This window comes from Vibrio profundi (assembly GCF_005281835.1).
GTDB classification, from domain to species: Bacteria; Pseudomonadota; Gammaproteobacteria; order Enterobacterales; family Vibrionaceae; genus Vibrio; species Vibrio profundi.
Map to the genome: position 1 here is coordinate 161,691 of NZ_RZIS01000010.1, position 23,673 is coordinate 185,363.

At 44.7% G+C, this 23,673-nt stretch carries 20 protein-coding genes; 4 read left to right on the forward strand and 16 right to left on the reverse strand.

Annotation, left to right across the window (positions count from 1 at the left end; translation table 11 throughout):
* Window positions 1-57: 57 nt before the first annotated feature.
* Window positions 58-1,971: a RecQ family ATP-dependent DNA helicase gene (locus ELZ11_RS20295; protein ID WP_137359206.1), complete on the reverse strand. Its 1,914-nt coding sequence runs from the start codon at window positions 1,969-1,971 to the stop codon at window positions 58-60.
* 78 nt (window positions 1,972-2,049) lie between these two features.
* Between ELZ11_RS20295 and ELZ11_RS20300 the strand changes: the two genes are divergently transcribed.
* Together ELZ11_RS20300 and ELZ11_RS20305 are read left to right on the forward strand one after the other, a co-directional pair.
* Complete coding sequence (locus ELZ11_RS20300) at window positions 2,050-2,529, forward strand: GreA/GreB family elongation factor (RefSeq protein WP_137359207.1); 480 nt, start codon at window positions 2,050-2,052, stop codon at window positions 2,527-2,529.
* A 55-nt stretch (window positions 2,530-2,584) separates the two neighbouring features.
* Window positions 2,585-3,328 (forward strand): YggN family protein, encoded by a 744-nt coding sequence (locus ELZ11_RS20305; protein ID WP_137359208.1) that lies wholly within the window; start codon window positions 2,585-2,587, stop codon window positions 3,326-3,328.
* A gap of 57 nt (window positions 3,329-3,385) precedes the next feature.
* On the opposite strand, the gene ELZ11_RS20310 is transcribed toward ELZ11_RS20305, so the two are convergent.
* Window positions 3,386-5,929 (reverse strand): Ig-like domain-containing protein, encoded by a 2,544-nt coding sequence (locus ELZ11_RS20310; protein WP_137359209.1) that lies wholly within the window; start codon window positions 5,927-5,929, stop codon window positions 3,386-3,388.
* A 338-nt stretch (window positions 5,930-6,267) separates the two neighbouring features.
* Between ELZ11_RS20310 and ELZ11_RS20315 the strand changes: the two genes are divergently transcribed.
* Window positions 6,268-7,629, forward strand: coding sequence for a sodium-dependent transporter (locus tag ELZ11_RS20315; RefSeq protein ID WP_137359210.1), 1,362 nt, complete (start codon window positions 6,268-6,270; stop codon window positions 7,627-7,629).
* Between the two features lie 150 nt (window positions 7,630-7,779).
* Here the strand turns inward: ELZ11_RS20315 and lipA are convergent, their stop codons facing one another.
* The 12 genes from lipA to leuS all read right to left on the reverse strand — a co-directional run bounded on the left by lipA (window position 7,780) and on the right by leuS (window position 20,391).
* A complete protein-coding gene (lipA, locus tag ELZ11_RS20320; protein ID WP_137359211.1) occupies window positions 7,780-8,745 on the reverse strand; it encodes a lipoyl synthase in 966 nt (321 codons plus the stop codon).
* Between the two features lie 4 nt (window positions 8,746-8,749).
* On the reverse strand, window positions 8,750-9,409 hold the full coding sequence (lipB, locus tag ELZ11_RS20325; RefSeq protein WP_137359212.1) for a lipoyl(octanoyl) transferase LipB: 660 nt from the start codon (window positions 9,407-9,409) through the stop codon (window positions 8,750-8,752).
* Between the two features lie 183 nt (window positions 9,410-9,592).
* On the reverse strand, window positions 9,593-9,871 hold the full coding sequence (gene ybeD / locus ELZ11_RS20330) for a DUF493 family protein YbeD (RefSeq protein ID WP_137359234.1): 279 nt from the start codon (window positions 9,869-9,871) through the stop codon (window positions 9,593-9,595).
* Between the two features lie 158 nt (window positions 9,872-10,029).
* Window positions 10,030-11,211 carry a serine hydrolase gene (locus ELZ11_RS20335; RefSeq protein ID WP_137359213.1) on the reverse strand — a complete coding sequence of 394 codons (1,182 nt, stop codon included), beginning with the start codon at window positions 11,209-11,211 and terminating at the stop codon, window positions 10,030-10,032.
* Between the two features lie 94 nt (window positions 11,212-11,305).
* Entirely contained in the window at window positions 11,306-12,100 is a 795-nt protein-coding gene (locus ELZ11_RS20340) for a septal ring lytic transglycosylase RlpA family protein (RefSeq protein WP_137359214.1), read from the reverse strand.
* Between the two features lie 3 nt (window positions 12,101-12,103).
* Complete coding sequence (gene rodA, locus ELZ11_RS20345) at window positions 12,104-13,225, reverse strand: rod shape-determining protein RodA (protein WP_137359215.1); 1,122 nt, start codon at window positions 13,223-13,225, stop codon at window positions 12,104-12,106.
* Window positions 13,225-15,120 (reverse strand): penicillin-binding protein 2, encoded by a 1,896-nt coding sequence (gene mrdA, locus ELZ11_RS20350; protein WP_137359216.1) that lies wholly within the window; start codon window positions 15,118-15,120, stop codon window positions 13,225-13,227. Before mrdA ends, rodA begins: the two co-directional genes overlap by 1 nt.
* Window positions 15,121-15,126: 6 nt before the next feature.
* Entirely contained in the window at window positions 15,127-15,597 is a 471-nt protein-coding gene (gene rlmH, locus ELZ11_RS20355) for a 23S rRNA (pseudouridine(1915)-N(3))-methyltransferase RlmH (protein WP_137359217.1), read from the reverse strand.
* A 3-nt stretch (window positions 15,598-15,600) separates the two neighbouring features.
* The gene (gene rsfS, locus ELZ11_RS20360; RefSeq protein WP_137359218.1) at window positions 15,601-15,918 is read right to left on the reverse strand and encodes a ribosome silencing factor; all 318 of its coding nucleotides are present in this window, start codon (window positions 15,916-15,918) and stop codon (window positions 15,601-15,603) included.
* Between the two features lie 48 nt (window positions 15,919-15,966).
* The gene (gene holA, locus ELZ11_RS20365) at window positions 15,967-16,992 is read right to left on the reverse strand and encodes a DNA polymerase III subunit delta (protein ID WP_137359219.1); all 1,026 of its coding nucleotides are present in this window, start codon (window positions 16,990-16,992) and stop codon (window positions 15,967-15,969) included.
* Between the two features lie 8 nt (window positions 16,993-17,000).
* Window positions 17,001-17,651 carry an LPS-assembly lipoprotein LptE gene (locus ELZ11_RS20370; RefSeq protein WP_137359220.1) on the reverse strand — a complete coding sequence of 217 codons (651 nt, stop codon included), beginning with the start codon at window positions 17,649-17,651 and terminating at the stop codon, window positions 17,001-17,003.
* A 166-nt stretch (window positions 17,652-17,817) separates the two neighbouring features.
* Window positions 17,818-20,391, reverse strand: a complete 2,574-nt coding sequence (gene leuS, locus ELZ11_RS20375; protein ID WP_137359221.1) for a leucine--tRNA ligase — start codon at window positions 20,389-20,391, stop codon at window positions 17,818-17,820.
* A gap of 266 nt (window positions 20,392-20,657) precedes the next feature.
* Between leuS and ELZ11_RS20380 the strand changes: the two genes are divergently transcribed.
* Window positions 20,658-21,128 carry a zinc ribbon-containing protein gene (locus tag ELZ11_RS20380; RefSeq protein WP_137359222.1) on the forward strand — a complete coding sequence of 157 codons (471 nt, stop codon included), beginning with the start codon at window positions 20,658-20,660 and terminating at the stop codon, window positions 21,126-21,128.
* 79 nt (window positions 21,129-21,207) lie between these two features.
* On the opposite strand, the gene lnt is transcribed toward ELZ11_RS20380, so the two are convergent.
* Together lnt and corC are read right to left on the reverse strand one after the other, a co-directional pair.
* Window positions 21,208-22,728, reverse strand: a complete 1,521-nt coding sequence (gene lnt / locus ELZ11_RS20385; RefSeq protein ID WP_137359223.1) for an apolipoprotein N-acyltransferase — start codon at window positions 22,726-22,728, stop codon at window positions 21,208-21,210.
* Between the two features lie 40 nt (window positions 22,729-22,768).
* Window positions 22,769-23,659 carry a CNNM family magnesium/cobalt transport protein CorC gene (corC, locus tag ELZ11_RS20390; RefSeq protein WP_137359224.1) on the reverse strand — a complete coding sequence of 297 codons (891 nt, stop codon included), beginning with the start codon at window positions 23,657-23,659 and terminating at the stop codon, window positions 22,769-22,771.
* Window positions 23,660-23,673: the final 14 nt, after the last annotated feature.

Sequence of the window (23,673 nt, forward strand, 5' to 3'; positions counted from 1 at the left end):
TGTGCCACGAGCATCACTGATTCGTTTGCTCGTAGCATTCAAAATCTCAGAGTTTGACTAACGTTCTAGTTCATTAACAATCGCCAATACTTCACTAAATGCTTGTTGTTCAAGCTTGCCATAGCCAGCCATTTTGCTCGCCTTTAACTTGGTGGATAGAGGTGTCGCGATGCCGCACAAGAAGCGGGCGAGCGCCGCGTCAGTGATAAGCTGAGAACTAGCACTAATAAACTCTTTCATCCACAGGTTTACTTGTTCCTTATCGATGTCGCTTACGGCCTGGCTAGGCAGTGCTGCAACGTTTCCATGGCATACGGAGCAGTGATGGCACTGATCAGGGGTATTATCATCAGCGAAGTAAGAAGCAAGTTTCGCGCTTAAGCATGCGCAGGACTCAAAGAAATCGAGCATCTGCTTAATGCGATTAATCTCGTTGTTCTCTTTGGTTTTAAATAGCTCTGATAACCTTGCAGACAAAACGCTGATGTCTTCAGAGGTGTTGTGCACCGCATACACGTCAGTAATTTGTTTGCTTTCTAGCTCAATCCATCCTTGCTCGTGGAAATAGTCGATAGCCGTTATGACGCGCTGACGGTCGGCTTGAAAGTGTGTCCATAACGCTTCAAAGTCTAGCTGACACCAAACACGCGCTTGAGGGGAGCATTGGAAAATTGCCTCGACGAAGCACCTTCTTTCACCTTGAAATTGATTCAATATCTCTTGTTTAGAGCGGATAAACTTAAAGCGATAATCGGCAAAGTAGCTGTATTTGGGCTCAATTACGCCTTCTAGCTCAAGGTATACGAGCAGTGTTTTCAATGGTAATTGGCGAATGTTGGTTTCACGTGAGAGTTGATTAAGCATCACCTCCCATTGTTGTCCGTGCTGATAAATTTGCTCTAAAACGGCTTGAATGGCGATATCATCTGGCGTGTCACCATAAACGAAATTCTCTAATACATTTAAGCCGTTCTTATTGGCAAGCAATATACATTCTGATGTGGAGCCGTCTCGACCTGCTCGACCGATTTCTTGTGAGTAGTTTTCTATCGACTTAGGCAAGTCAAAATGAATGACGCGACGAATATTGGACTTATCTACTCCCATACCAAATGCAATAGTAGCGACAATGCAATGAACGTCATCTCGCATGAATTGATGTTGGATATTGTCACGAACTTCAGGTTTTAACCCTGCGTGGTAGGCAACGGCATTGACTCCAACGTTTCTTAGTTGTTGGGCAACTTGCTCTGCGGTTTGCTGCAGAGTGACGTAGACAATCGTTGGAGTCGTCGGTTGTTGGTTCACTACCGTGCCTAACTGTTCGATTTTTTGTTCTTCTTCACAAGGCTGAATCAGTAAATTTAGATTGTTACGGTAAAAGCCTGTGACAACCACGTCGTTTTCAGCGATCGCAAATTTGCTCTTCATATCTTCGATCACCGAACTTGTCGCAGTGGCGGTAAGTAGCAGTACTTGTGGGATATTTAATTGCTGCTGGTAGTGAGGAAGCTTTAGATAATCGGGACGGAAGTTATGTCCCCATTCTGAAATACAATGAGCTTCGTCTACCACAAGCAATGAAATCGGTACTTGGAAGATAAACTGACGAAAGCGTTCATTCTTCAAACGCTCGACGGAAATCATTAGAATCTTGGTCTCGCCATTTCTAACCGACTGCATGACTTGCTGAGTTTGCATGCGATCTTGGCTTGAGTCGATGGAGGCTGCGTTAATACCTTTACTATGCAAAAAGCTTAGCTGGTCTTTCATTAAAGCAAGTAGCGGAGAGATAACCAAGGTTAAGTGAGGTAGCGCAAGAGCAGGAAGTTGGTAGCATAATGATTTACCAGAACCCGTAGGGAAAATTGCGGCAGCGGAGTGACCACTCACTACTTTATCTATGACCTGTTTTTGCCCATGACGTAGTGAATCGAAACCAAATACTTGCTTGAGAGTTTGCTCTATCATTTATATTTCCCCTTAATGCTTGCGCCCAATTGTACCTAATTCTATTCTGTAGCTCCTAAAGAAAAGCACCATGAATGTATGAATAAGTCTGAGCTTCAACAAATAATCTTAAAGCAACTCGAACAACGTCAATTCATTGCACAAGAAGCCACGCAACGAGCGATTGATGCCGCGACAGATGAAGAAACTGTACCTGAGCATAAATACGACACGCTGGCTTTAGAGGCTTCGTACCTAGCTCATGGGCAAGCGATGCGAGTCCAAGAATGTGAAGAAGATATTCGCCAATACCGAGAGCTGATTTTAAGGGGCGGTGAAGACCAACCTGTAATGCTAACTAGCTTTCTCGTGGTTGTGGATGAGAATGACCAAGAAAAATGCTTTTTCATTGGCCCTTGTGCTGGGGGATTGTCAGTAGAGTGGTTAGGTAAAGAAGTGTCTGTTTTGACCCCAAATGCACCTTTAGGGCAAGCATTAATGGGGAGAGAAGTGGGTGATGAAGTCGAGTTGAGCGTTGCGGGTAAGTGTTTCTGTTATGAAATAGTGACAGTTTGCTGACATCGGATTGATAGATATTCAATATAGTTAAAGAGTGGTAAAGCGAGAGAATGTTATGAAAAAAATTGTATTGATTACATCTGTTCTATTGAGCCAGCCGTTGATGGCAGCTCAATGCCGAGTAGATATAAAGAATGAAATCCACCTGGATGAAAGCCAAGTGGAAATCCACCAAGCAAGCGGTGGTACGGCAATTATGGATAACGCGAACAATCTTTATATTCATGGTGAGAAGATTGAACTAGACAGTGATCAGCAGGCCGCGATCGAGCAATATCGTGAAAACATGAATGCTTACCTACCTAAAGCGAAACAAATGGCTAATGAAGGTTTAGCGCTTGCCAATGATGTGATCGATGATATCGCTAAAAGCTTAGACTCCCCGGATGCTTTTGATAACGTGAAGCAATCGATGCGAGAGTTTTACGCGGATTTAGAAGCCCGTTATTACAAAGATGGCGATCTAATATTGCCAGCTGAAAGTTTCGATTCCATGGCTAACTCTTGGTCAGAAGATTTTGATAAAGCGATGGAAATCTTTAATGAAGAATTCATCACTAGTGCATTCAATGCCATGTCGGAAAAAATGAACCAGGAAGGTGGTTTGAATCTGACTGAAATGGCGAACAGTATGACCGAGATAAAAGATCAACTCGCGCAGCGCTTGCAAGAACATTCGAAAAAAGTAGAGCAACAAACTGAAGAATTCTGTGACTCTTTGGATGAAATGGCTGAACAAGAACAACAGCTTCATAAGAAAATCCCAGAGTTGAAAGACTATCAAACCTTTACAATCTAATTGCAAATAAAGAAAAAGAGCGCCAACTAAGGCGCTCTTTTTTATTGTTGTGAGGAACTATTGAGCGTTGTTCATTTGCGTCAATTTATCTCCGACTGGCCCTGAGAAGTTAAAGCCGTCATGCTCATCCCAATTGATTGACCAAGTCATCACGCCCGCATAATTTGGGTAATTGAATGCAGGTGTAATGCTGCCACAGCTTGTGCCTTTGGTCAGGCAATCCAAAGCGTTGAGAATGTTTTGAGTGTGCGCTTGGCCTGAGTTCGCGGAACTTGGCCCAGAGGGCAGGCCGATCGCCACTTGATCATCACGTAGTGGAGCGAACATAGTACCGTCAGCTAGCTCAAAGCCTTCAATCAGCATTTTTGATTGAGCGACCATCATATCGACACTGCCCTCAGGAGCTGCACCTGTCATGTACGGGTTTGGCAACCCACCATTGTTGTACAGCTGAACATGAAGCAGATCCAATGTACTACGTACTTCATCGATCACTGGAATGTAAGCGCCCCAGATCCCAGTATATGCGATGTATCCACCTTGAACGTAAGGGTGCTCAGGAGCCATGGTTAGGTACATGTCACCTCCCATATTTTGCTCGATTTGAAGCAAAGCTCGGCCCAAGCGTGCTTGGATCTGCGTGCCATGCATTAGGTTAGAGCCACTTTCTAGATCAACATCTAACCCGTCGAACCCCCACTCGTGAATAATGTTGGTTAAGCTACTGATGAACGCGGCTTCGTCTTGATCTGTATTTAAAGTGATGGTGCCTTCCGCTCCACCTAACGATAAGACAAACTTCTTACCTTCGGCTTGTAGTGCGGCCATGTCTTGTTTGAACTGTGTTGGGTCGAGTGCAGGGCAGGTACTATGCATATCACCAGCGTATAAGTTGAAATGGACAGTACCGTCGCTATTTCTGTCGTTTTCGGCAAATGCAATATCAATAATATCCCATGCCTTTGACATCTCCGCTAATCGGATAGGGCAACCAGCACCATTAACGAAATTATGCCAATAACCTATCAGCTTATGTGTTTTTTCAGTTTGCTCGACGACATTAAGTGCAGCAGCATCTGAAATGACTTGAGTGCCAAGCGTATCTTCTGCTTGAGCCGAAACGGTATAACTTCCGATAGCGCTTGGTACCCAACTATAAGAATATGGAGCAGTAGTATCTGTCCCGATCACGGAGCCGTTGAGTAAGAAGTTGACCTGTTTGACGGTTGAAGTTAACGATGTCGCATCTGCAGCTAGCGTAACGGATTTACCAAGCCCAACAGTTTGGCCTGATGATGGAGATGTCAGCGATACGACTAGGTCTTGGTCGCTAACTGTTATATTGACTGATGATGAGCCAAGGTTGTTGTCATTATCTGTCGCCACGACCTTGATACTATTTGAGCCAACGAGTGTTGCAGACCAGTCATAATGGTAAGGAGGTTGGCTGACGGCGCCTAAGCTCACGTCATTAGCGAAGAATTCAACTTGAGTGATGTTCCCATCTGCATCGTTAGCCTCAGACTCTATGGTGACAGTAGAGCCTGCTAATACTACTTGATTGTCGTGAGGCGCGGTGATGGAAACCACAGGAGGTGTGCTGCACGCTCCTAATCCAGTCCAGGCGTCTGTCCAATAAAGCCCTTCACCCGGCGCGTAAGCCCAATCCGAACTCGATGAACACCATCCCGCCACATCGCAACGGTATTTTTGATTAAGGTTTTGTACTTCTTGCCCTTGAGAGTAACTCGTTCCTGCTACGTAATCAGAAGCCCCAGCGCATCCACCGCTTGAACCTGATGAAACCACTACACTGACTTCTTGGCTATTGGTTGATTGCCCATCGTTGTCGGTCGCTTTGGCTTTGAAAGTATGTGTACCAGCTTCGGCTATCCAATTATGTTGAAAAGGTTCACTAGTATCGCTAGCGATTAGTTGATTATTAACAAAGAAGTCGACCTGACTAATACTGCCGTCACTATCCGAGGCATCTGCAGTGAGAGACATGACTTCACCTGCGAGAGGCTGTTCATTACCTGTTGGGCTTGTTAGCGATACACTTGGGGGAATTAACCCACTTGCTGGAGTGATTGTAATATTGACTAGTGAACTCGTGGTGGCGCCTTGATTGTCTGTGGCGATGGCAGAAATCGATGAGGTGCCTAGTACTGCCGTCCAGTCAGCGGTGTAAGGAGCTTGGGTAATGAGGGCGACACTTTGGTTGTCAGCAAAAAATTCGACGCTATCTATATTGCCGTCACTGTCTGTTGCGGTAGCTTGCAGCGAAGTAATGGTTCCTTCAGGTATCGATGCGTTGGCAAGAGGGGACGAAAGAGCAACCTCTGGAGGAATGTTTCCACCTCCGGTATCACATTGCCCCAATGATTCCCATGCTTCCCACGGACCTGAATTCGTTTTGGGATCGTTACCTTGCGTCCAGTGTCGCGCTTTATATGCGATGTTGGTTTGCTGGGTTTGATCGCCTGAATTGTATATTGTGTCGCTGTTCCAAGTTGCCAGAGATGAACAATCATAAGCCTGCGCTTGGTAGCTGATGCCAAGTGCAGCGATGATCGCACCTCTTAATAGGTTTAAGCCCATTTACCTCTCCTTAGTGTACGTTGTCATAAACCTATAAATAACTAGAACATACGCAGTTTTTTGCGCCTTAAATTATTGAATAAATTAAAAAAGTCGACTCAACATCACGACCTTATTTTGCATGGGGTTTGGCTTGCAAAGGTTCTTCGGCTCACTTCACGAAATGATATCTATTGATGTTTTAGTGCTCAGAAGTGCTGTGTATTGAATAATTTACAAACTGAATAACTAAAATATTTATCTTTTACGTTGATAATCGACTGTTTTGAGTTGTGTCTACGTGTTTTTGGTAATAGTGTACTAGCTTGCTAGTTTATTGATACATTCGTGTGAGTAGTATGACACAACAGACATCTTCCTCTCGTGAGCACTTCGGCTCACGCCTTGGTTTTATTCTTGCCGCAGCAGGTGCTGCTGTCGGTTTAGGGAATATTTGGGGTTTTCCCACCCAAGCTGCAAGTAATGGTGGCGGAGCGTTTTTGCTCGTTTATTTGGTGATGATCTTGATCGTTGCTTTTCCTATGCTGGTGGTTGAAATGGCCATTGGTCGCTCTGGTCAGGCCAACCCGGTAGACAGCATGCGATCACTGACCTCCAATCCGTTGGGTAAAAAAGTCGGTGGTTTAGTGGGTTGGGTAGGCTTGAGCGTGCCGAGTGCAGTACTCGCGTTTTATAGCATTGTTGGTGGCTGGCTAATTTGTTTTCTTTTAGGAGCACTAGCAGAGCTCGCGGGACTAGAGGCGGCATCTGCTTGGTTCAAAGGCTTCAGTGCCGAGCGTAATGTCTTTGGTACTGTAACCTTCTACATTTTAACTATCATGATTGTTCAAGGTGGCGTAAAGCAAGGCATTGAGAAATGGTCAACTCGCTTGATGCCTGCGTTGTTTATCTTATTTGCTTTACTCTTTGTTTATATCATGACGCAGTCTGGTGCCGTTGAAGGATTGAAGCACTATCTGATTCCTGATTTTGAAAAAGTGTGGGATAGAAAACTGATTTTGGCTGCAATGGGACAAGGTTTTTTTTCGTTGACCATTGGTGGCTGTTCAATGCTGATTTATGGCTCTTACTTAAGTAAGAAAGAGAACTTACCTAAAATGGCAATGAACGTAACATTAGTCGATACCGCTGTTGCCTTTATTGCTGGACTTGTGGTGATGCCTGCCATGTTTGTTGCTATGCAAAAAGGTGTACAAATTTATGCAGAAGACGGTTCATTGCTAAGCTCTGATACCTTGGTATTTACTGTGTTACCTTTGATGTTTGATAGCTTAGGTTTGCTAGGACAAGTTTTTTCTGTGGTGTTCTTTTTACTTCTGACTATTGCAGCGCTTACTTCTTCTATCTCGATGCTGGAGTGCCCTGTGGCGCTAGTTAGTGAGCGATTTGGTACCAAGCGAACACCAACGAGTTGGGTGATTGGCGGTGTCATTGCATTGCTGAGTATTGTAATTGTTTACAACTTCGGGGCTTTATTTGGATTAGTCGCGACGGTTGCTACTCAGTACCTACAACCAATGGCGGCGCTTATGTTCTGTTTGTTTGGTGGATGGGTATGGAATAGAAGTGCCAAAATGAAAGAGTTGGAGCAAGGGTGTCCTGACTTTCAGTTAGGTTGGTTTGGTAAAGTATGGCCAACTTATGTGAAGTTTGTTTGTCCCATCTTAGTTACCACTGTGATTTGGGCTTCATTTGGTTAAGTCATGAATCGTTAAAAAAGCCACTCGTATAGAGTGGCTTTTTTATGCGTGCAAGTTACCTTAGTTTTATATATCACACTGAAAAGCAGATAAAAAAAGCGCAGAACCTTTGGCTCTGCGCTTTCTCATCATTTAGAGGATCTCAAGTACTTACTTGATTTCCATACCTTGAGCTTGTAAATCCGCATGGTAAGACGAGCGAACAAATGGGCCACATGCCGCGTGAGTAAAGCCAAGATCTAGTGCGATCTCTTTCAGCTCATCAAACTCAGAAGGCGGTACGTAACGCTCTACAGGTAAGTGGTGACGGCTTGGCGCTAGGTATTGACCTAGAGTCAGCATAGTAACACCGTGTTCACGCAAGTCTTTTAGTACTTGAATGATTTCTTCTTTGGTTTCACCAAGACCCATCATCACACCAGACTTAGTTGGGATATCTGGGTGCTGCTCTTTGAATTTTTTCAATAGTTCAAGAGACCACTTGTAATTTGCGCCTGGACGAGCTTTACGGTACAAGCGAGGAGCGGTTTCTAGGTTGTGGTTAAAGACATCTGGTGGGTTGTCTTTCAGTAGTTCTAGCGCAACATCCATACGTCCACGGAAATCTGGTACCAAAGTTTCGATACGAATCTCTGGATTTAGCTCACGGATTTCGCGATTACAGTCAGCGAAGTGCTGAGCACCACCGTCACGTAGGTCATCACGGTCAACAGAAGTAATTACCACATACTTCAGCTTCATATCTTTAATGGTTTTCGCTAGCTTCTTAGGCTCTTCAGCTTCAGGTGCGATAGGGCGACCATGGGCAACATCACAGAATGGGCAGCGGCGCGTACAAATCGCACCTAAAATCATGAAGGTTGCAGTGCCGTGGTTAAAGCACTCTGCAAGGTTAGGACAAGATGCCTCTTCACAAACCGAATGCAGGTTGTTTTTACGCATCGCAGATTTGATGTCTTGAATACGTTTGCTATCTGAAGGAAGTTTGATCTTCATCCAGTCAGGTTTACGTAGTACTTCTTTCTGCTCAGCAGGCATATTCTTTACGGGAATTAATGCCATTTTGTCAGCGTCACGGTATTTAACGCCTTTTTCCATCTGGATTGGTTTGCTCATGATTTTATGCTTCTGCTGTAATGTTACTGTTGGCCTGAATGTCTACTTGGTCGTAACCAAGTAAATCGACAAGCTCTTGTACTAATTGCTGTTCAACTAACTCAAGGCTTTCAGGGCCACCAAGTTGGCTTACTTGCACCATTTCCATTCCTTGATAACCACATGGGTTAATACGAAGGAATGGCGATAGATCCATATTCACGTTCAGCGCTAGTCCATGAAATGAACAGCCGCGGCGAATACGTAACCCAAGTGAACAAATTTTCTTGCCATCGACATAAACGCCAGGGGCGTCAGGGCGAGCGGCAGAATCAATATTGTAAGCTTTAAGGGTGTTGATTACGAGGTTCTCTATGTGACTGACGAGATCTCGCACTCCAAATTTTTTACGGCGGATGTTTATCAAAAAATACGCGACTAGCTGGCCTGGGCCGTGGTAAGTCACTTGTCCACCTCGATCACTTTGAACAATAGGTATATCACCTGCGTTCAATACGTGTTCTGCTTTTCCTGCTTGTCCTTGAGTAAAGACTGGGTTGTGTTCTACAAGCCAGACTTGATCGGCATCGTCATCGGTACGATTGTCTGTGAACTCATGCATGGCTTTCCATACGGGTTCATAATCCTGACGGCCTAACTTTTTTACGATTAGCTGATTCTGCAAAACAGCACTTCCTCAAGGATAAATAAAGTGTTCGCATTATAAACGCGAAACATCATTCTAACTACAGACTGACAGCAAGGTTTTTAATATTTTCTAGTGAGTGAAAATGCTTCTTGATTTCATCTGTAGAGCTAGAAACAAAACAGCGGCTATAAGCCGCTGTTTTCTCTTGTCGATAGTGGCTTAAAGCACCATGCGAACGATATCAATCTCGCCTAACTCTTTGTACAAAGTTTCTACTTGTTCAATCGAAGTCGCAGTGATGTTGATTGAAACAGAGTTGTAGTTGCCTTTTGCACTTGGTTTTACCGTTGGGCTGTAATCACCAGGAGCGTGGCGTTGAATGACTTCTAGAACTCGTTCTGTCAGTTCAGGCTTTGCGTAGCCCATAACCTTGTAAGTGAATGAACAAGGAAACTCTAAGAGATCTTTTAGTTTTGCATCAGAATTAATATTCATGATTAGCTCCAAATGGAAAAGCGTTATGCCAATACAGCTGACTCTTAAAGAAGAGAGCATTATGTTTATAGGGGCGGAATATTACTGGTAAATATCTAGGAACTCAAGATCAACAAAAGCCGCACTAGGCGGCTTTTATGTCAGTCAAAGACTATTCTGAATTAGAACAGGCCTTTGAATAGTAGAACTAGGTAATCCCATAGGCGGCTGAATAGGCTGCCTTGCTCTACGTCTTCTAGTGCAAGTAGTGGGTATTCAGCAACGTCTTCACCGTCTACTTGATAGTATAGCTTACCGACTACATCGCCTTTAGTAATTGGCGCTTCTAGCTCTTTCTCAAGAACGAAACTTGCTTTCAGGTTTTTCGCTTGGCCGCGAGGTAGTGTCACGAAAGTATCTTCGTTTACACCTAGTGCCACAGTATCTTGGCTACCCATCCAGATTTTCTCTTCTACGAAGGTTTCACCAGCTGTATGTGGTGCCACTGTTTCGAAGAAGCGGAAACCGTAGCTCAAAAGCTTTTTGCTTTCTGTTTTACGAGCATTTGCATTCTTAGTGCCCATTACTACGGCAACTAAACGCATTTTGCCTTCAGTCGCTGAGCTTACTAGGCTGTAACCTGCATTGTTAGTATGGCCTGTTTTGATGCCATCTACATTCATGCTCTTATCCCACAATAAGCCGTTACGGTTGTATTGTGTGATGCCGTTGTAAGTGTATTTTTTCTCAGAGTAGATACGGTACTCTTCTGGTACGTCGCGGATAAGCGCTTGACCCAAAAGTGCCATATCGTAAGGCGTTGAATACAGGTTTGCATTATCTAGGCCGTGAACGTTAGCAAAGTGCGTGTCGTCCATGCCGATAGAGCTTGCCCAAGCGTTCATTAGATCAACGAATGCGTCTTCAGAACCTGCAATGTGTTCAGCCATTGCGACACATGCATCGTTACCCGATTGGATGATGATGCCACGGTTTAAGTCTTCAACTTTAACAGTGGTACCAACTTCGATGAACATTTTTGAAGAATCAGGGAAGTTTTTAGCCCAAGCATTCTTACTAATCACTACATCATCATTAAGATTGATGTTGCCACGCTCTAGCTCTTGACCGATGACGTAACTTGTCATCATTTTCGTCAAGCTTGCAGGCGAAAGCTTAGTGTTCATTTCCTTTTCAGCAAGAATTTTGCCTGAGTTGTAGTCCATCAAGACAAAACCTTTAGCAGCAATTTGAGGTGCATCAGGAACAACGATCGGCGCGGCGAATGACGAAGACGCTAAAGTTGCAGAAAGCGCAACTGAAGAAACGAATATCGATTTAACAAGTTTTTTAGTTTTATTCATTTTGAATGCAATTATTTAGTTAACTGTCCATATCTTAACAGAATCATTCTGGCAAACCAGATCTGCTAACACTAGAAAATAGTTGTGTGAATTGTCAACGGGTTAGCGTCTGCTTTTTGATAAAGGCGGAAGAAAAGCCGAGCAGTTTAACTTGCTCCAATTTTTCTTGCGTCAGAGCATAGTCATGAAATGGACCAAGCATTAAGCGATGGCTGTCATTTGATGACTGTAAAAAGCTGTCGACCGATAATTTGCCGCTAATTTCTTCAGCCAGTTTTAAGCTGCGATCTTTATGAGGCGAAGTCGCGACTTGAATGATGTATTGCGGCAGGGCGGCTTTTTTCTTTTCATCAGTAGGGATATCTACCGTGATTACTTCAATCTCGACATTTGCAGTTCCTGTTTTTACCACGTCGAGTTTGTATGCTGCAGCATAGCTTAGATCGATGATACGTCCTTCATGGAATGGACCACGGTCGTTGATACGCACAATTGTGGACTTGCCATTGTCGGTGTTGACGACTTTTACATAGCTTGGGATCGGTAATGTTTTGTGAGCCGCCGACATTGAATACATGTCGTAAACCTCGCCATTAGAGGTCAGGTGGCCGTGAAATTTCTTACCGTACCATGAGGCTTTACCTGATTGAGTGAAGCCTTTTGGGTCACGAACGATTTCGTAATCATTGCCCCGTAATGTGTAGTTACTGTTACCGCCTAAGCTATAAGGCTCGTATTTAGGGTAAGCATCTTCTAGGTGCTCAACGGAGAGTGGGGCATCAGGAGCGATGTCCGAATCAATTGAGTAGCGGCCTTTTTGTTCTGTAGATGAACAACCGCTTAAAAGAATAAGTACGCTCGATATTGCGACTAATGGTTTTACTGACATTGACTATGTTGCCTTTGAAAATGCTTTTCTATGAGTATGAATGGACATCAAAATACCGAAGCCCGCCATTAGCGTTACCATAGAAGTACCGCCATAACTGACTAGGGGAAGGGGAACGCCTACGACCGGTAAGATCCCACTCACCATACCGATGTTTACGAAAATATAAACGAAGAAGCTCAATACAATACTGCCCGCCATCATACGACCGAAAGCAGTTTGCGCTTGGCTAGCGAGAATCAGGCCACGACCAATAATAAATAAGTAAATCGACAGCAAAAAGAGAATTCCGATCATGCCCCATTCTTCGGCGATAACCGCAAAGATAAAGTCGGTGTGGCGCTCAGGTAAGAATTCCAACTGAGATTGGGTACCTTGCAACCAACCTTTACCAGAGATGCCGCCAGAGCCGATGGCTATTTTACTTTGAATAATATGGTACCCAGCGCCAAGAGGATCGGATTCTGGGTCAAATAAGGTTCTAACCCGTACTTTCTGGTACTCACGCATTAGGAAGAACCACAAAATTGGGATAAACCCACCCACAGCCACTGCCGCTGCAGCGATGATCTTCCAGCTGATACCTGCAAGGAAGATGACAAAGATACCGGATGCAGCGATCAGGATTGAGGTTCCTAAATCAGGCTGTTTGGCGATTAGTATCGTTGGTACAAACACCATTACCATAGAGATCATCAGTGTTCTGAATGTTGGTGGAAGTGAACGCTTACCAATATAGCGAGCGATCATTAAAGGCACCGCCAGTTTAAGTAATTCAGAGGGTTGGAAGCGAACAAAGCCCAAATTGAGCCAGCGCTGTGCTCCTTTGGAAGCCTCACCAAAGAACAATACCCCAAACAAAAGGATGACGCCGCCTGCAAAGAGTAACGGTGCAAAGCTTTCGTAGGTTCGTGGTGGTATTTGCGCGAGTACTACCATTACTCCTAAAGCTAGAGCCATACGCATTGCTTGACGATCCATCATCGCTAGGTTTTGACCACTAGCGCTGTACATGATCAGCAGAGCAAAACCCATCAGCATTAAAATACCTAGCAATAAAGGTAGGTCGATATGGAAGCGTTCGAATAAGGCTCGATTTTGTCCGGTTGAAGGGTCTAGTTTCATTATTTCTTCGCCTTATCATCTTTCTGGCTTTCACCAAGAATGATGTGATCAAATATTCTTCTTACTACTGGAGCACCGTTACTTGAACCGCCGCCGGCATTCTCTAGCACTATGGTGACAATGGCTTGCGGGTCTTCAAGTGGCGCGAAGCCAGTGTACAACGCGTGGTCGCGCAGATGTTCTGCGAGTTCTTCCGCGTTATATTCTTGGTCTTCTTTTAAACCAAAGACTTGAGCGGTTCCTGATTTACCAGCGGTTAGGTAAGACATTCTTTGGAATGCACGACGAGCCGTACCTTTTTTACCGTGGTTGGCGAGCTTCATGCCGTCTTTCGCAATATCCCAATAACGCTGAGGAACGCCTGTAACCGGTGGGTAAGTCTCAATTTCAGACAGCTTTTGAGTTGAGAATTCTTGGCCGTTCTCGATGGTTGAACGCAGTAGATGTGGTGCAATCACTTTACCGTTATTCACTAATACGGAGGTTGCTTTCGCTATCTGCATTGGGGTTGCGGTCCAGTAGCCTTGTCCGATACCTACCGGAATCGTATCGCCTTGGTACCAAGGTGTGCGATGACGTGCCATTTTCCACTCACGAGTCGGCATATTCGCTTTGCTTTCCTCGTAAATATCGATACCAGTGTAATCACCAAAACCAAACATCATCATCCAAGAGGAGATTCGGTCAATACCTAGGTCATAAGCGATCTGATAGAAAAAGGTATCCACTGACTCTTCAATGGCCTTATTAATGTCGACTTTACCGTGCCCCCAACGTAACCAATCTCTAAATGGTCTTGTTTTTGAATTCGGGATTTTCCAATAACCTGGGTCATTACGGGTGGTATTTGGTGTGATCACGCCTTCTTGCAACGCTGCGACAGCAATGAAAGGCTTGATGGTCGACGCTGGTGGGTAGATACCTAAAGTCGCTCGGTTTACCAATGGGCGATCATTGTCATTCAATAATGCACTGTAGCCTTTGCTTGAAATACCGTGCACAAAGTCATTCGGATCGTAGCTAGGGCTAGAGACCATCGCAATAACGCCGTTATCGACAGGATCAAGCACGACCGCAGAGCCTCTGCGACCATCCAAAAGCTTATGTACGTAAAGCTGCAGCTTAATGTCTAAGTTAAGAACAATATCTTTACCAGGAATTGCAGGTTCAAACTTTAAGGTTCGGATCACGCGACCACGGCTGTTTACTTCTACTTCTTGGTAGCCTGCCGTTCCGTGTAGCATGTCTTCGTAGTAGCGTTCGATACCAAGTTTACCGATGTCACGAGTAGCTTGGTAGTTAGCGTCTTTTTCTTCTCGGATAAGTCGCTGCATGTCTCGGTCATTTATACGCGACACATAGCCAATAACGTGGGTTAGTACTTTGCCATACGGGTAGAAGCGCTTCAGAGTACCAGTGACTTCAACGCCTGGGTATTTATGTTGATTAACCGAGAAAATAGCTACTTGTTTTTCTGTTAATTGGGTGAGAAGTGGTACCGATTTAAAGCGACGAGTTCTTTGACGTTCTTTGTTAAAACGTTCAATTCGTTCAGGGGCGATATCAAGCAAGGTTTGTAGACGAGCCAGTGTATCGTCCATGTTCTTAATTTTTTCTGGAGTGAGCTCGAGATTGAAGACAGGGCGGTTTTCCGCCAGGAGCACTCCATTTCGATCATAGATAAGGCCGCGATTGGGTGCGATTGGCACGACTTTTATGCGGTTGTCATTAGAGCGAGTTTTGTAATCTTGGTATTGATTAACTTGGATGTTGTACAAGTTGGTAATGAGGAGGCCCATCAAGATTACAATACCTATAAATGCAACGAAAGCACGACTAGTGAATAGTCGTGCTTCAGCTTTGTAATCACGAATTTGGCTACGTTTACGTAACATTAACGCTTATTCTCGGTGGTACGGGTGGTTAGCGGTAACGCTCCATGCGCGGTATAGGCTTTCCGCCATAATCACGCGAACCAGAGGGTGAGGGAGCGTTAAGGCAGACAGTGACCAGCTTTGGTCTGCAGCGGCTTTGCATGCTGGCGCTAGCCCTTCAGGGCCGCCGATTAGAATGGATACATCGCGGCCATCTAATTTCCAGCTTTCCAGTTGCTCAGCTAACTGAGGGGTATCCCATTTCTTACCTGGAATGTCCAAAGTGACGATCCGGCTTCCCTTTGGCACTGCAGCTAACATGGCTTCGCCTTCTTTTTGCAAGATGCGTGCAATGTCAGCATTCTTCCCACGTTTTCCTGCAGTTATTTCTACAAGTTCAAGTGGCATGTCATGAGGGAAGCGGCGTTTGTACTCTTGAAAACCTTCTTCCACCCATTTTGGCATTTTTGTGCCAACGGCGATCAGTTGGATTTTCAAGATTTAGCTCCAAAGCTTTTCAAGTTGGTACAGTTCGCGGTGTTCTTCTTGCATCACGTGTAGCATGCTCGTACCCATATCAAGTACTACCCATTCACCTTCTTGCTCACCGTCCATACCAAGTGGCTCTAGGCCAACTTTTTTTACTTCGCTTGCCACGTGTTCAGCGATTGAAGCCACATGACGCTTTGAAGTGCCAGTACATACAATCATAAAGTCAGTAACGCTAGATTTGCCTTCTACGTTGATGGTAACGATAGACTCAGCTTTCATATCGTCTGCTTTGTCGGCTAGGAAATCTTTTAGTTCTTCACGTAACACAGGGTGTTCCTTAAATCTTAATGTATTCAATGAGATCATATCACGCTTTTACGCAGGATATGGGATCGAAGCGGTTGGGACACAAAGCTCAATGCTCATTTGATGAATTAATGGCCATGGTGAGGCTTCATATTGAGTTTTTGCTGTCATTTCCGCTTGCGAGAGCAGCGCAAATACTGAGTGTAGCCCTTGCTGGGAAACTCTTGTTAGCGCTGCGTTATAAAGTGGTTTCTTAGATTGCCAAATACGATGCTTCTCGAACACCTGATTGATTGGCATTTGCGTCATTTGTAATTTCATTTGCAGCAGCAAATTGACTTCACGCTGTAAGCTACGTAACAAAATAACGGCTTCGACACCTTCCGCTTCGAGTTGGCGCAAGATGCGCTGCGCGCGGTTTGCTTTTCCTGCCAGTAACGCATCTACCCAATGGAAAGGAGTGAAATGGTTATGGCGGCTTAAAGACTCCTCTAAGCGAACTAACGTCAGTTTGCCATCTGGGTATTGTAGCGCTAGTTTTTCTAAGCTTTGAGTAAGGGCAAATAAATTGCCTTCATGCCATTGCGCTAGCATTTGTACAGCTTCTGCATCAGGAACGAGCCCTAAGCTGCGGCAGCGAGCTTGCACAAATTGAGGCAACCTTTGGATGTCTGGTGTCAAACAACTCACCCAATGGCCTTGCCCTGAGAGGGCCTTGAACCATTTCGAGTTTTCTTGAGCTTTGGTTAGCTTAGAACCAATCAGGATGAGTAAAATATCGCTATGAATTTGCTCTGAGATGGTAAGCAGCTCTTTGGCGATAGCGGCATTAACGCCGGATTCAGGTAATTCTAATTCGATGATTTGACGGCTAGAAAATAAGCTCAACGCTTGAGTACAGTCGTATACTTGATTCCAATCTAGGCTTGCATCAATAGCAAAGCGATGCTTTTCTTCAAAACCTTGTTGTTTGGCTGCGTGATTAATCGCTTCACGGCTTTCTTGTAGTAGAAGCGGCTCATTACCAAAAATAAGATAGACGCTACTTAGTTGTTTATTTAACTGTTCGGCTAGTCTGTCGGCATAAATTCGCATGATAAGGTCTATTTCACGTCGCTTTCAGTATCAGACTCTTCTGCCGAAGACTCAGGCTGTGCTTGCGACTTTTCTACTGTTTTAATGCCGTACTGCTTCTCTAAAGCATTCACTTGGCTTTGTTCTAGCGCTTCCAAGTTCATTTCATTTGCTTCGATATTTGCTTTTAGACGAGCCATTTGACGCAAGATTTGAATAGATGCCAGCTTACGCATTTCATCTTCAATCATTTCACGTTCAACCGACTTTGCGAGTGCCGTTAGTGGGTTATCTAGGTAGCTGCGCGTTACGCTGGTTGAAAAAGTTTTGTCGCCTAAGTCAGGAATCGTTACTCGGTATGAAGCGTTAAATGTCAGCTCTTTTTCCGCTGCACGCGTATTTTGATACAACGAAAGTGTACGCTCACTGATGCTTTCGCCCAATAAATGTAAGTTTGGTGTTTTAGAGCTAGGAGCCGTTACTTCCACATCGTTCATACGTAGTTGGCCTTTTACCATGCGGGTAAAGGTGCTGTATTGGTCATAGCTGGTGACTGATATTTTGTTGAGCTCATCAGGAACCGAGTAGTCACCACGTAGATGAAAACCACAGGCAGAAAGCAGGCTTGCCATTAATACAACAACAGTAACTTTGAATGAAGACGGTGAAATCAGACGCATTATTTGAAGGCTCTCATGGATTTAATTACTTATTTTAAGGCTTTCGTCGTTTGAAATGAAAACACTAAAATAAATAAAACAGGGTGTGTGACCACCCTGTTTAAAGACTACGGTATTTACAGAAAGTTCGCTAAAAACTTAATTACCGTTAGCGAGTGAGCAAAGATTAGTTTGCAACGATGTTTAGAAGTTTGCCCGGTACGTAAATGACTTTACGGATCGTTTTACCTTCAGTGAACTTAATTGTGTTCTCATCGTTTAGACCAAGTTCTTCAACTTGCTCTTTAGTCGCATCAGCGGCAACAGTCAGCTTAGCACGTAGTTTACCGTTAACTTGAACAACGATAGTTTTCTCGTCTTCAACCAATGCTTTTTCGTCAAATGCAGGCCATGCCGCGTTGTCGATATCAGTACCGCCTAGTGCACCCCATAGCTCGTAAGAGATGTGCGGTGTCATTGGGTATAGCATTGGAACGATAGCTTTTAGAGCTTCGCCTAAAATTGCACGATCTTGTGCTGATTCTTGAGGCGCTTTCGCTAGTTTGTTCATTAGCTCCATGATCGCAGCAATCGCAGTGTTGAATGTTTGGCGACGGCCAATATCATCCGTTACTTTTGCGATTGTCTTGTGAACATCACGACGCAGTGCTTTTTGGTCGCCAGAAAGTGCTGTGACATCTAAGGCTTCCGTTTCGCCTTTCGCTGTATGCTCTTTCACAAGTTTCCAAACACGCTTAAGGAAGCGGTTCGCGCCTTCAACACCAGATTCTTGCCATTCAAGCGTCATGTCTGCCGGTGATGCAAACATCATGAATAGACGTACTGTATCAGCTCCGTACTTGTCTACCATTTCTTGTGGGTCGATACCGTTGTTCTTCGACTTAGACATTTTGATCATGCCTGAGTGCTCAACGTTACGGCCTTGGTCGTCGATTGCTTTTTCGATGCGACCTTTACCATCACGCTCTACTGTTACATCAGTAGGTGCGATCCACTCTTTCGTGCCTTTCTCGTTCTCATGATAGAACGCGTCAGCCAGTACCATGCCTTGACATAGAAGTTGCTTGAACGGTTCATCTGAGGTTACGTAACCTGCGTCACGTAGCAATTTGTGGAAGAAACGAGAGTAAAGCAGGTGCATACAAGCGTGCTCGATACCACCAACGTATTGGTCAACTGGCAACCAGTAGTTTGCTTTTTCTGGATCTAGAATGTCATCAGCTTGTGGTGAACAGTAACGTGCGTAGTACCAAGACGATTCCATAAATGTATCGAATGTATCAGTTTCACGCAGAGCTGGTTCGCCGTTGAATGTTGTCTTCGCCCATTCTTTGTCTGCTTTGATTGGGCTAGTCACGCCGTCCATTACCACGTCTTCTGGAAGAATCACTGGTAGTTGGTCAGCAGGTACTGGGTGAACTTCACCGTCTTCAGTCGTTACCATTGGGATTGGAGCGCCCCAGTAACGTTGACGAGATACACCCCAGTCACGTAGACGGAAGTTTACTGTCTTAGTGCCTTTGCCTTCAGCTTCAAGTTTCGCTGCAATTGCGTCGAATGCTGCTTGGAAAGCCAAACCGTCGAATTCGCCAGAATCAAACAGTACACCTTTTTCCGTGTAAGCTGCTTCAGATACGTCTAGCTCAGAGCCATCTTCTGGCTTGATAACAGGAACGATGTCTAGGCCGTACTTCGTTGCGAATTCAAAGTCACGCTGGTCGTGTGCAGGTACTGCCATAACAGCGCCAGTGCCGTAATCCATCAATACGAAGTTCGCTACGAAAACAGGCACTTCACGACCGTTTAATGGATGAATCGCAGTAAGGCCTGTTGCCATGCCTTTCTTCTCCATTGTAGCTAGTTCAGCTTCTGCAACTTTGTTGTTTTTACACTCTTCGATGAAAGCTGCTAGTTCTGGGTTGCTCTTCGCTGCTTCAGCTGCAAGAGGGTGGCCTGCTGCGATACCGACGTAAGTCACACCCATTAGTGTGTCTGGACGAGTGGTGTACACTTCTAGGTCTTGCTGGCCTTTAACTTCGAACTTCAGCTCAACACCTTCAGAGCGACCAATCCAGTTACGCTGCATGGTTTTTACCATTTCAGGCCAACCGTCTAGGTTGTCTAGATCGTCTAGTAGCTCTTGAGCGTATTCAGTGATCTTAATAAACCACTGTGGGATCTCTTTTTGTTCTACTGGAGTGTCACAACGCCAGCAGCAGCCGTCTTCTACTTGCTCGTTTGCAAGTACAGTTTGGTCGTTTGGACACCAGTTAACAGAAGAAGTCTTTTTGTAAACCAAGCCTTTTTCGTAAAGCTTAGTGAAGAACTCTTGTTCCCAACGGTAGTACTCTGGAGTACAAGTCGCGAATTCACGGTTCCAATCGTAGCCAAAGCCTAGAAGTTTTAGCTGGTTCTTCATGTACTCAATGTTTTCGTAAGTCCATGGTGCAGGAGCTGTGTTGTTTTTTACTGCTGCATTCTCAGCTGGTAGACCAAATGCGTCCCAACCGATAGGTTGCATAACATTTTTGCCTTGCAGGCGTTGGAAACGAGATACCACATCACCGATAGTGTAGTTACGCACGTGACCCATGTGCAGTCGGCCACTTGGGTATGGGAACATAGAAAGACAGTAGAATTTTTCTTTATTTGGGTCTTCACTTACAACGAAGGTCTCGCTGTTATCCCAATGTTGTTGAACCTTTTGTTCAATCTCTTGCGGGTTATATTGTTCTTGCATCGATGGTATCCGGTTATCTTGGAATTTGTGAGTTCGGTTAGAACAGAATCTAATAGATCGACATAGAATACCTAAAGGAGCTGAGTACAACAATAGCTATCCCCGTCATACTTGCAGTTGCGGAGTCGTTGGCCGTGTAAATTCAACCAACATCCATAGGGGAGCTATGCTAATAGGTAGGAGTTGCTTTATTTGTTAAGGAGTAATCGTCTAGTTATAGCGTCAATTATCTAGGATAGAAGTTAGTCATCTTAAGGAGGCGGAGTATGCCAAAGAAAAAAGCGGCTTATGAAGAGATTGTTGAAGATGTCATCGAGACGATTAAGCATAGCCCAGAAGAAATTAATAATAAGCTCGAAACCTCCGGGAAAGTGGTCATTGCGGCCAATGACATGACAAAAGACGAGTTATCTTTAATTTCTGCTTATGTGAAATCCGATTTAAAAGAGTTTGCTGACAGCTATGAAGAGAGCAAAAGCGGACCATTCTATTTGATGATTGCCGATTCTATTTGGCAGGGGTTACTAGAAATTACCGATAGAACCAAAGTGGAGTGGGTTGAACTCTTTCAGGACTTGGAGCATCAAGGGCTCTATCAAGCCGATGAGGTAATCGGGTTAGGGACTTTAATTTGCGATGATTGTGGCCATCAAACGGAATATAACCATCCAACAGTGATCATTCCGTGCATTAAATGCGGCTGTAAAGGGTTTAGTCGTAAAGCGTTAAAACCGTAGCGAAATTAAAACGCCTTATTGAACGAGAAGAGCCTTGGCTAGATAACCAAGGCTCTTTTTCATTGCGTGATACTTTAAGCTATTGCGAGTTCTTAGCTCTTAATCTCCAGCCTATAATCAAGCTGATTAAGGTCCACGCATACAGAGGCCAAGTCCCAACGATGCGATACGGGGTTTGCCCGTCCGTTGAAGTCAGTTCTGCACGTAGTACAGCCGTTTCAAATTGTGGGGCTTGCTCTATTATCTTACCTTTATGGTCGGTGACCGCCGTGACTCCATTGTTGGTGGAACGGATTAACGGTTTACCCAATTCAAGCGCACGCATGCGTGCAATTTCCATGTGTTGTAGTGGGCCAATAGATTTACCAAACCACGCATCGTTAGATAGCGTCAGGATGAAGTCAGTCTCGTTAGTGACGTTTTGTCTTACTTGTTCATTAAAAATGATTTCGTAACACAATGCTGGCGCTAGGTGACGTCCATTCGCAACAATATTCGGTTGGATAAACTCCCCACGACTGAATGAAGACATCGGTAAGTTAAACATCGGAGCAATAGGGCGCAGAATGTCTTCAAACGGCACAAACTCACCGAAAGGCAGCAGGTGATGCTTGTGGTAGCGCTCTTCCATATCGTAGCTGTAATCACCGTAAGGCGTGTTACCTATTGCGAGAATACTGTTGTAGTACTTTTTATCTTCTGATTGATTGAGGATTCCAGTAATGATGGCTGAATCATTCATTTTCGCCGCACTGTCTAGATTTCGAAGGTAGGACGGAATCTCTAGCTCAAAAGCAGGTACAGCGGCTTCAGGCCAAATGATGATGTCAGCATCCCAGTTTTGACGGCTAGCATCGGCGTATTTCATGATGGTCGGCCAGCGTTGGCTAGGAAGCCATTTTAATGCTTGGTCGATATTACCTTGTATCAGGGCAACAGTTGTCGTTTTCTCTGGGTTAGGTTGTACCCAATCCACATTGCGGATACCAAAGCCAGCACTAATCAACACGACAGGAATTAACGCAATCAGCCACGCTCGGTGAAGCAGGGCATAACTGATGGCCGCTGCAGATACGATAATCAGTAAGGTAACGAGTTCTACGCCACCTAGCGGAGCGAAAGAGCCTAACGGGGCATCTATTTGACTGTAGCCCAACCACAGCCATGGGAAGCCCGTCATGACCCATCCTCGCAGCCAATCACTGATTAGCCAAAGCACCGGTGCGACTAAGAAAAAACGTGACAGATTATTCTGGGGGAAGAACTTGTTCAAACTCCAAGCGAATAGGCCAGAATAAATAGCCAAATACCCGACAAGCAGAGCCATTAAGAATAGGTTGGCGATTAATGGCATTCCTCCAAAACCATCAATACTGACGTATACCCAGCTGATGCCAGAAGCAAACTGACCTATACCCCATGCATAGCCAATCCATAAAGCGCTTTTGGCACTGCGGTTATGAATAAGGAGTAGGAGTAGGGCTGGGCTGAGTATCGCTAGAGGCCATATTTGATATGGAGCGAAGGATAAGGTCGTGAGAGCGCCAACAAAAACGGCCGCAAGCGGCCGTAGTAGGCGATGAATAAAAGGTTTAGTCATCTATATTCGTTCTAATGTTCTCTACAAAGAGAGTGAAACGTTATTCTTCGATAGTTGGAAGAGGTTCTTCATCTGGAACCGTCACTTGAAGTTGTATCACACGGCGATTATCAGCAGACGTCACTTTAAAGTGATAGTTTTCTATCTCAACCACTTCGCCTCGTGAAGGCAAGTGGCCAAAAGCGGTCATAACCATACCACCCACAGTATCAACTTCGTCATCGCTGAAGACAGTACCAAATGTTTCATTGAACTCTTCAATCGTGGTCAAAGCTTTTACCGCAAACGTATGTTTACTTAGCTTACGGATATCCAGTTCTTCTTCGTCGTCAAATTCGTCTTCAATTTCACCAACGATTTCTTCTAAGATATCTTCAATGGTTACCAAGCCAGAAACACCACCAAACTCATCTACCACAATTGCCATGTGGTAACGTTCTTCACGGAATTCTTTGAGTAGGCGATCTACTCGTTTGCTTTCCGGAACAACGACTGCAGGGCGAATCACTTGTTCGATATCGAATGGGGCGCTGTCTGAACCCAAGTACTTAAGTAGGTCCTTCGCTAAGAGAATGCCTTCCACATGGTCTTTGTCTTCACTGATCACTGGGTAGCGAGAGTGTTGAGCGTCAGTCAGTAGCGCGATCAACGTGTCTAGATCGTCGGTACGTTCGACTGTGACCATTTGAGAGCGTGGCAGCATGATATCGCGCACTCGCATCTCGGAAATTTCCATTACACCCTCAAGCATGTCGCGAGTGTCGTGGTCAATTAGGTCGTTAATTTCAGAGTCGCGAATGACATCGACGAGCTCTTGGCGATCTTTTACTTCACCTTGAAATAGTTGGCCTAGGCGTTCAAAGAAGGACTTTCTACTCGGACCTTCAGATTTTTTACTTCCCTCAGAAGTGGGGGGGTTACCTTCGTTCATGATTTCTCAAAAAA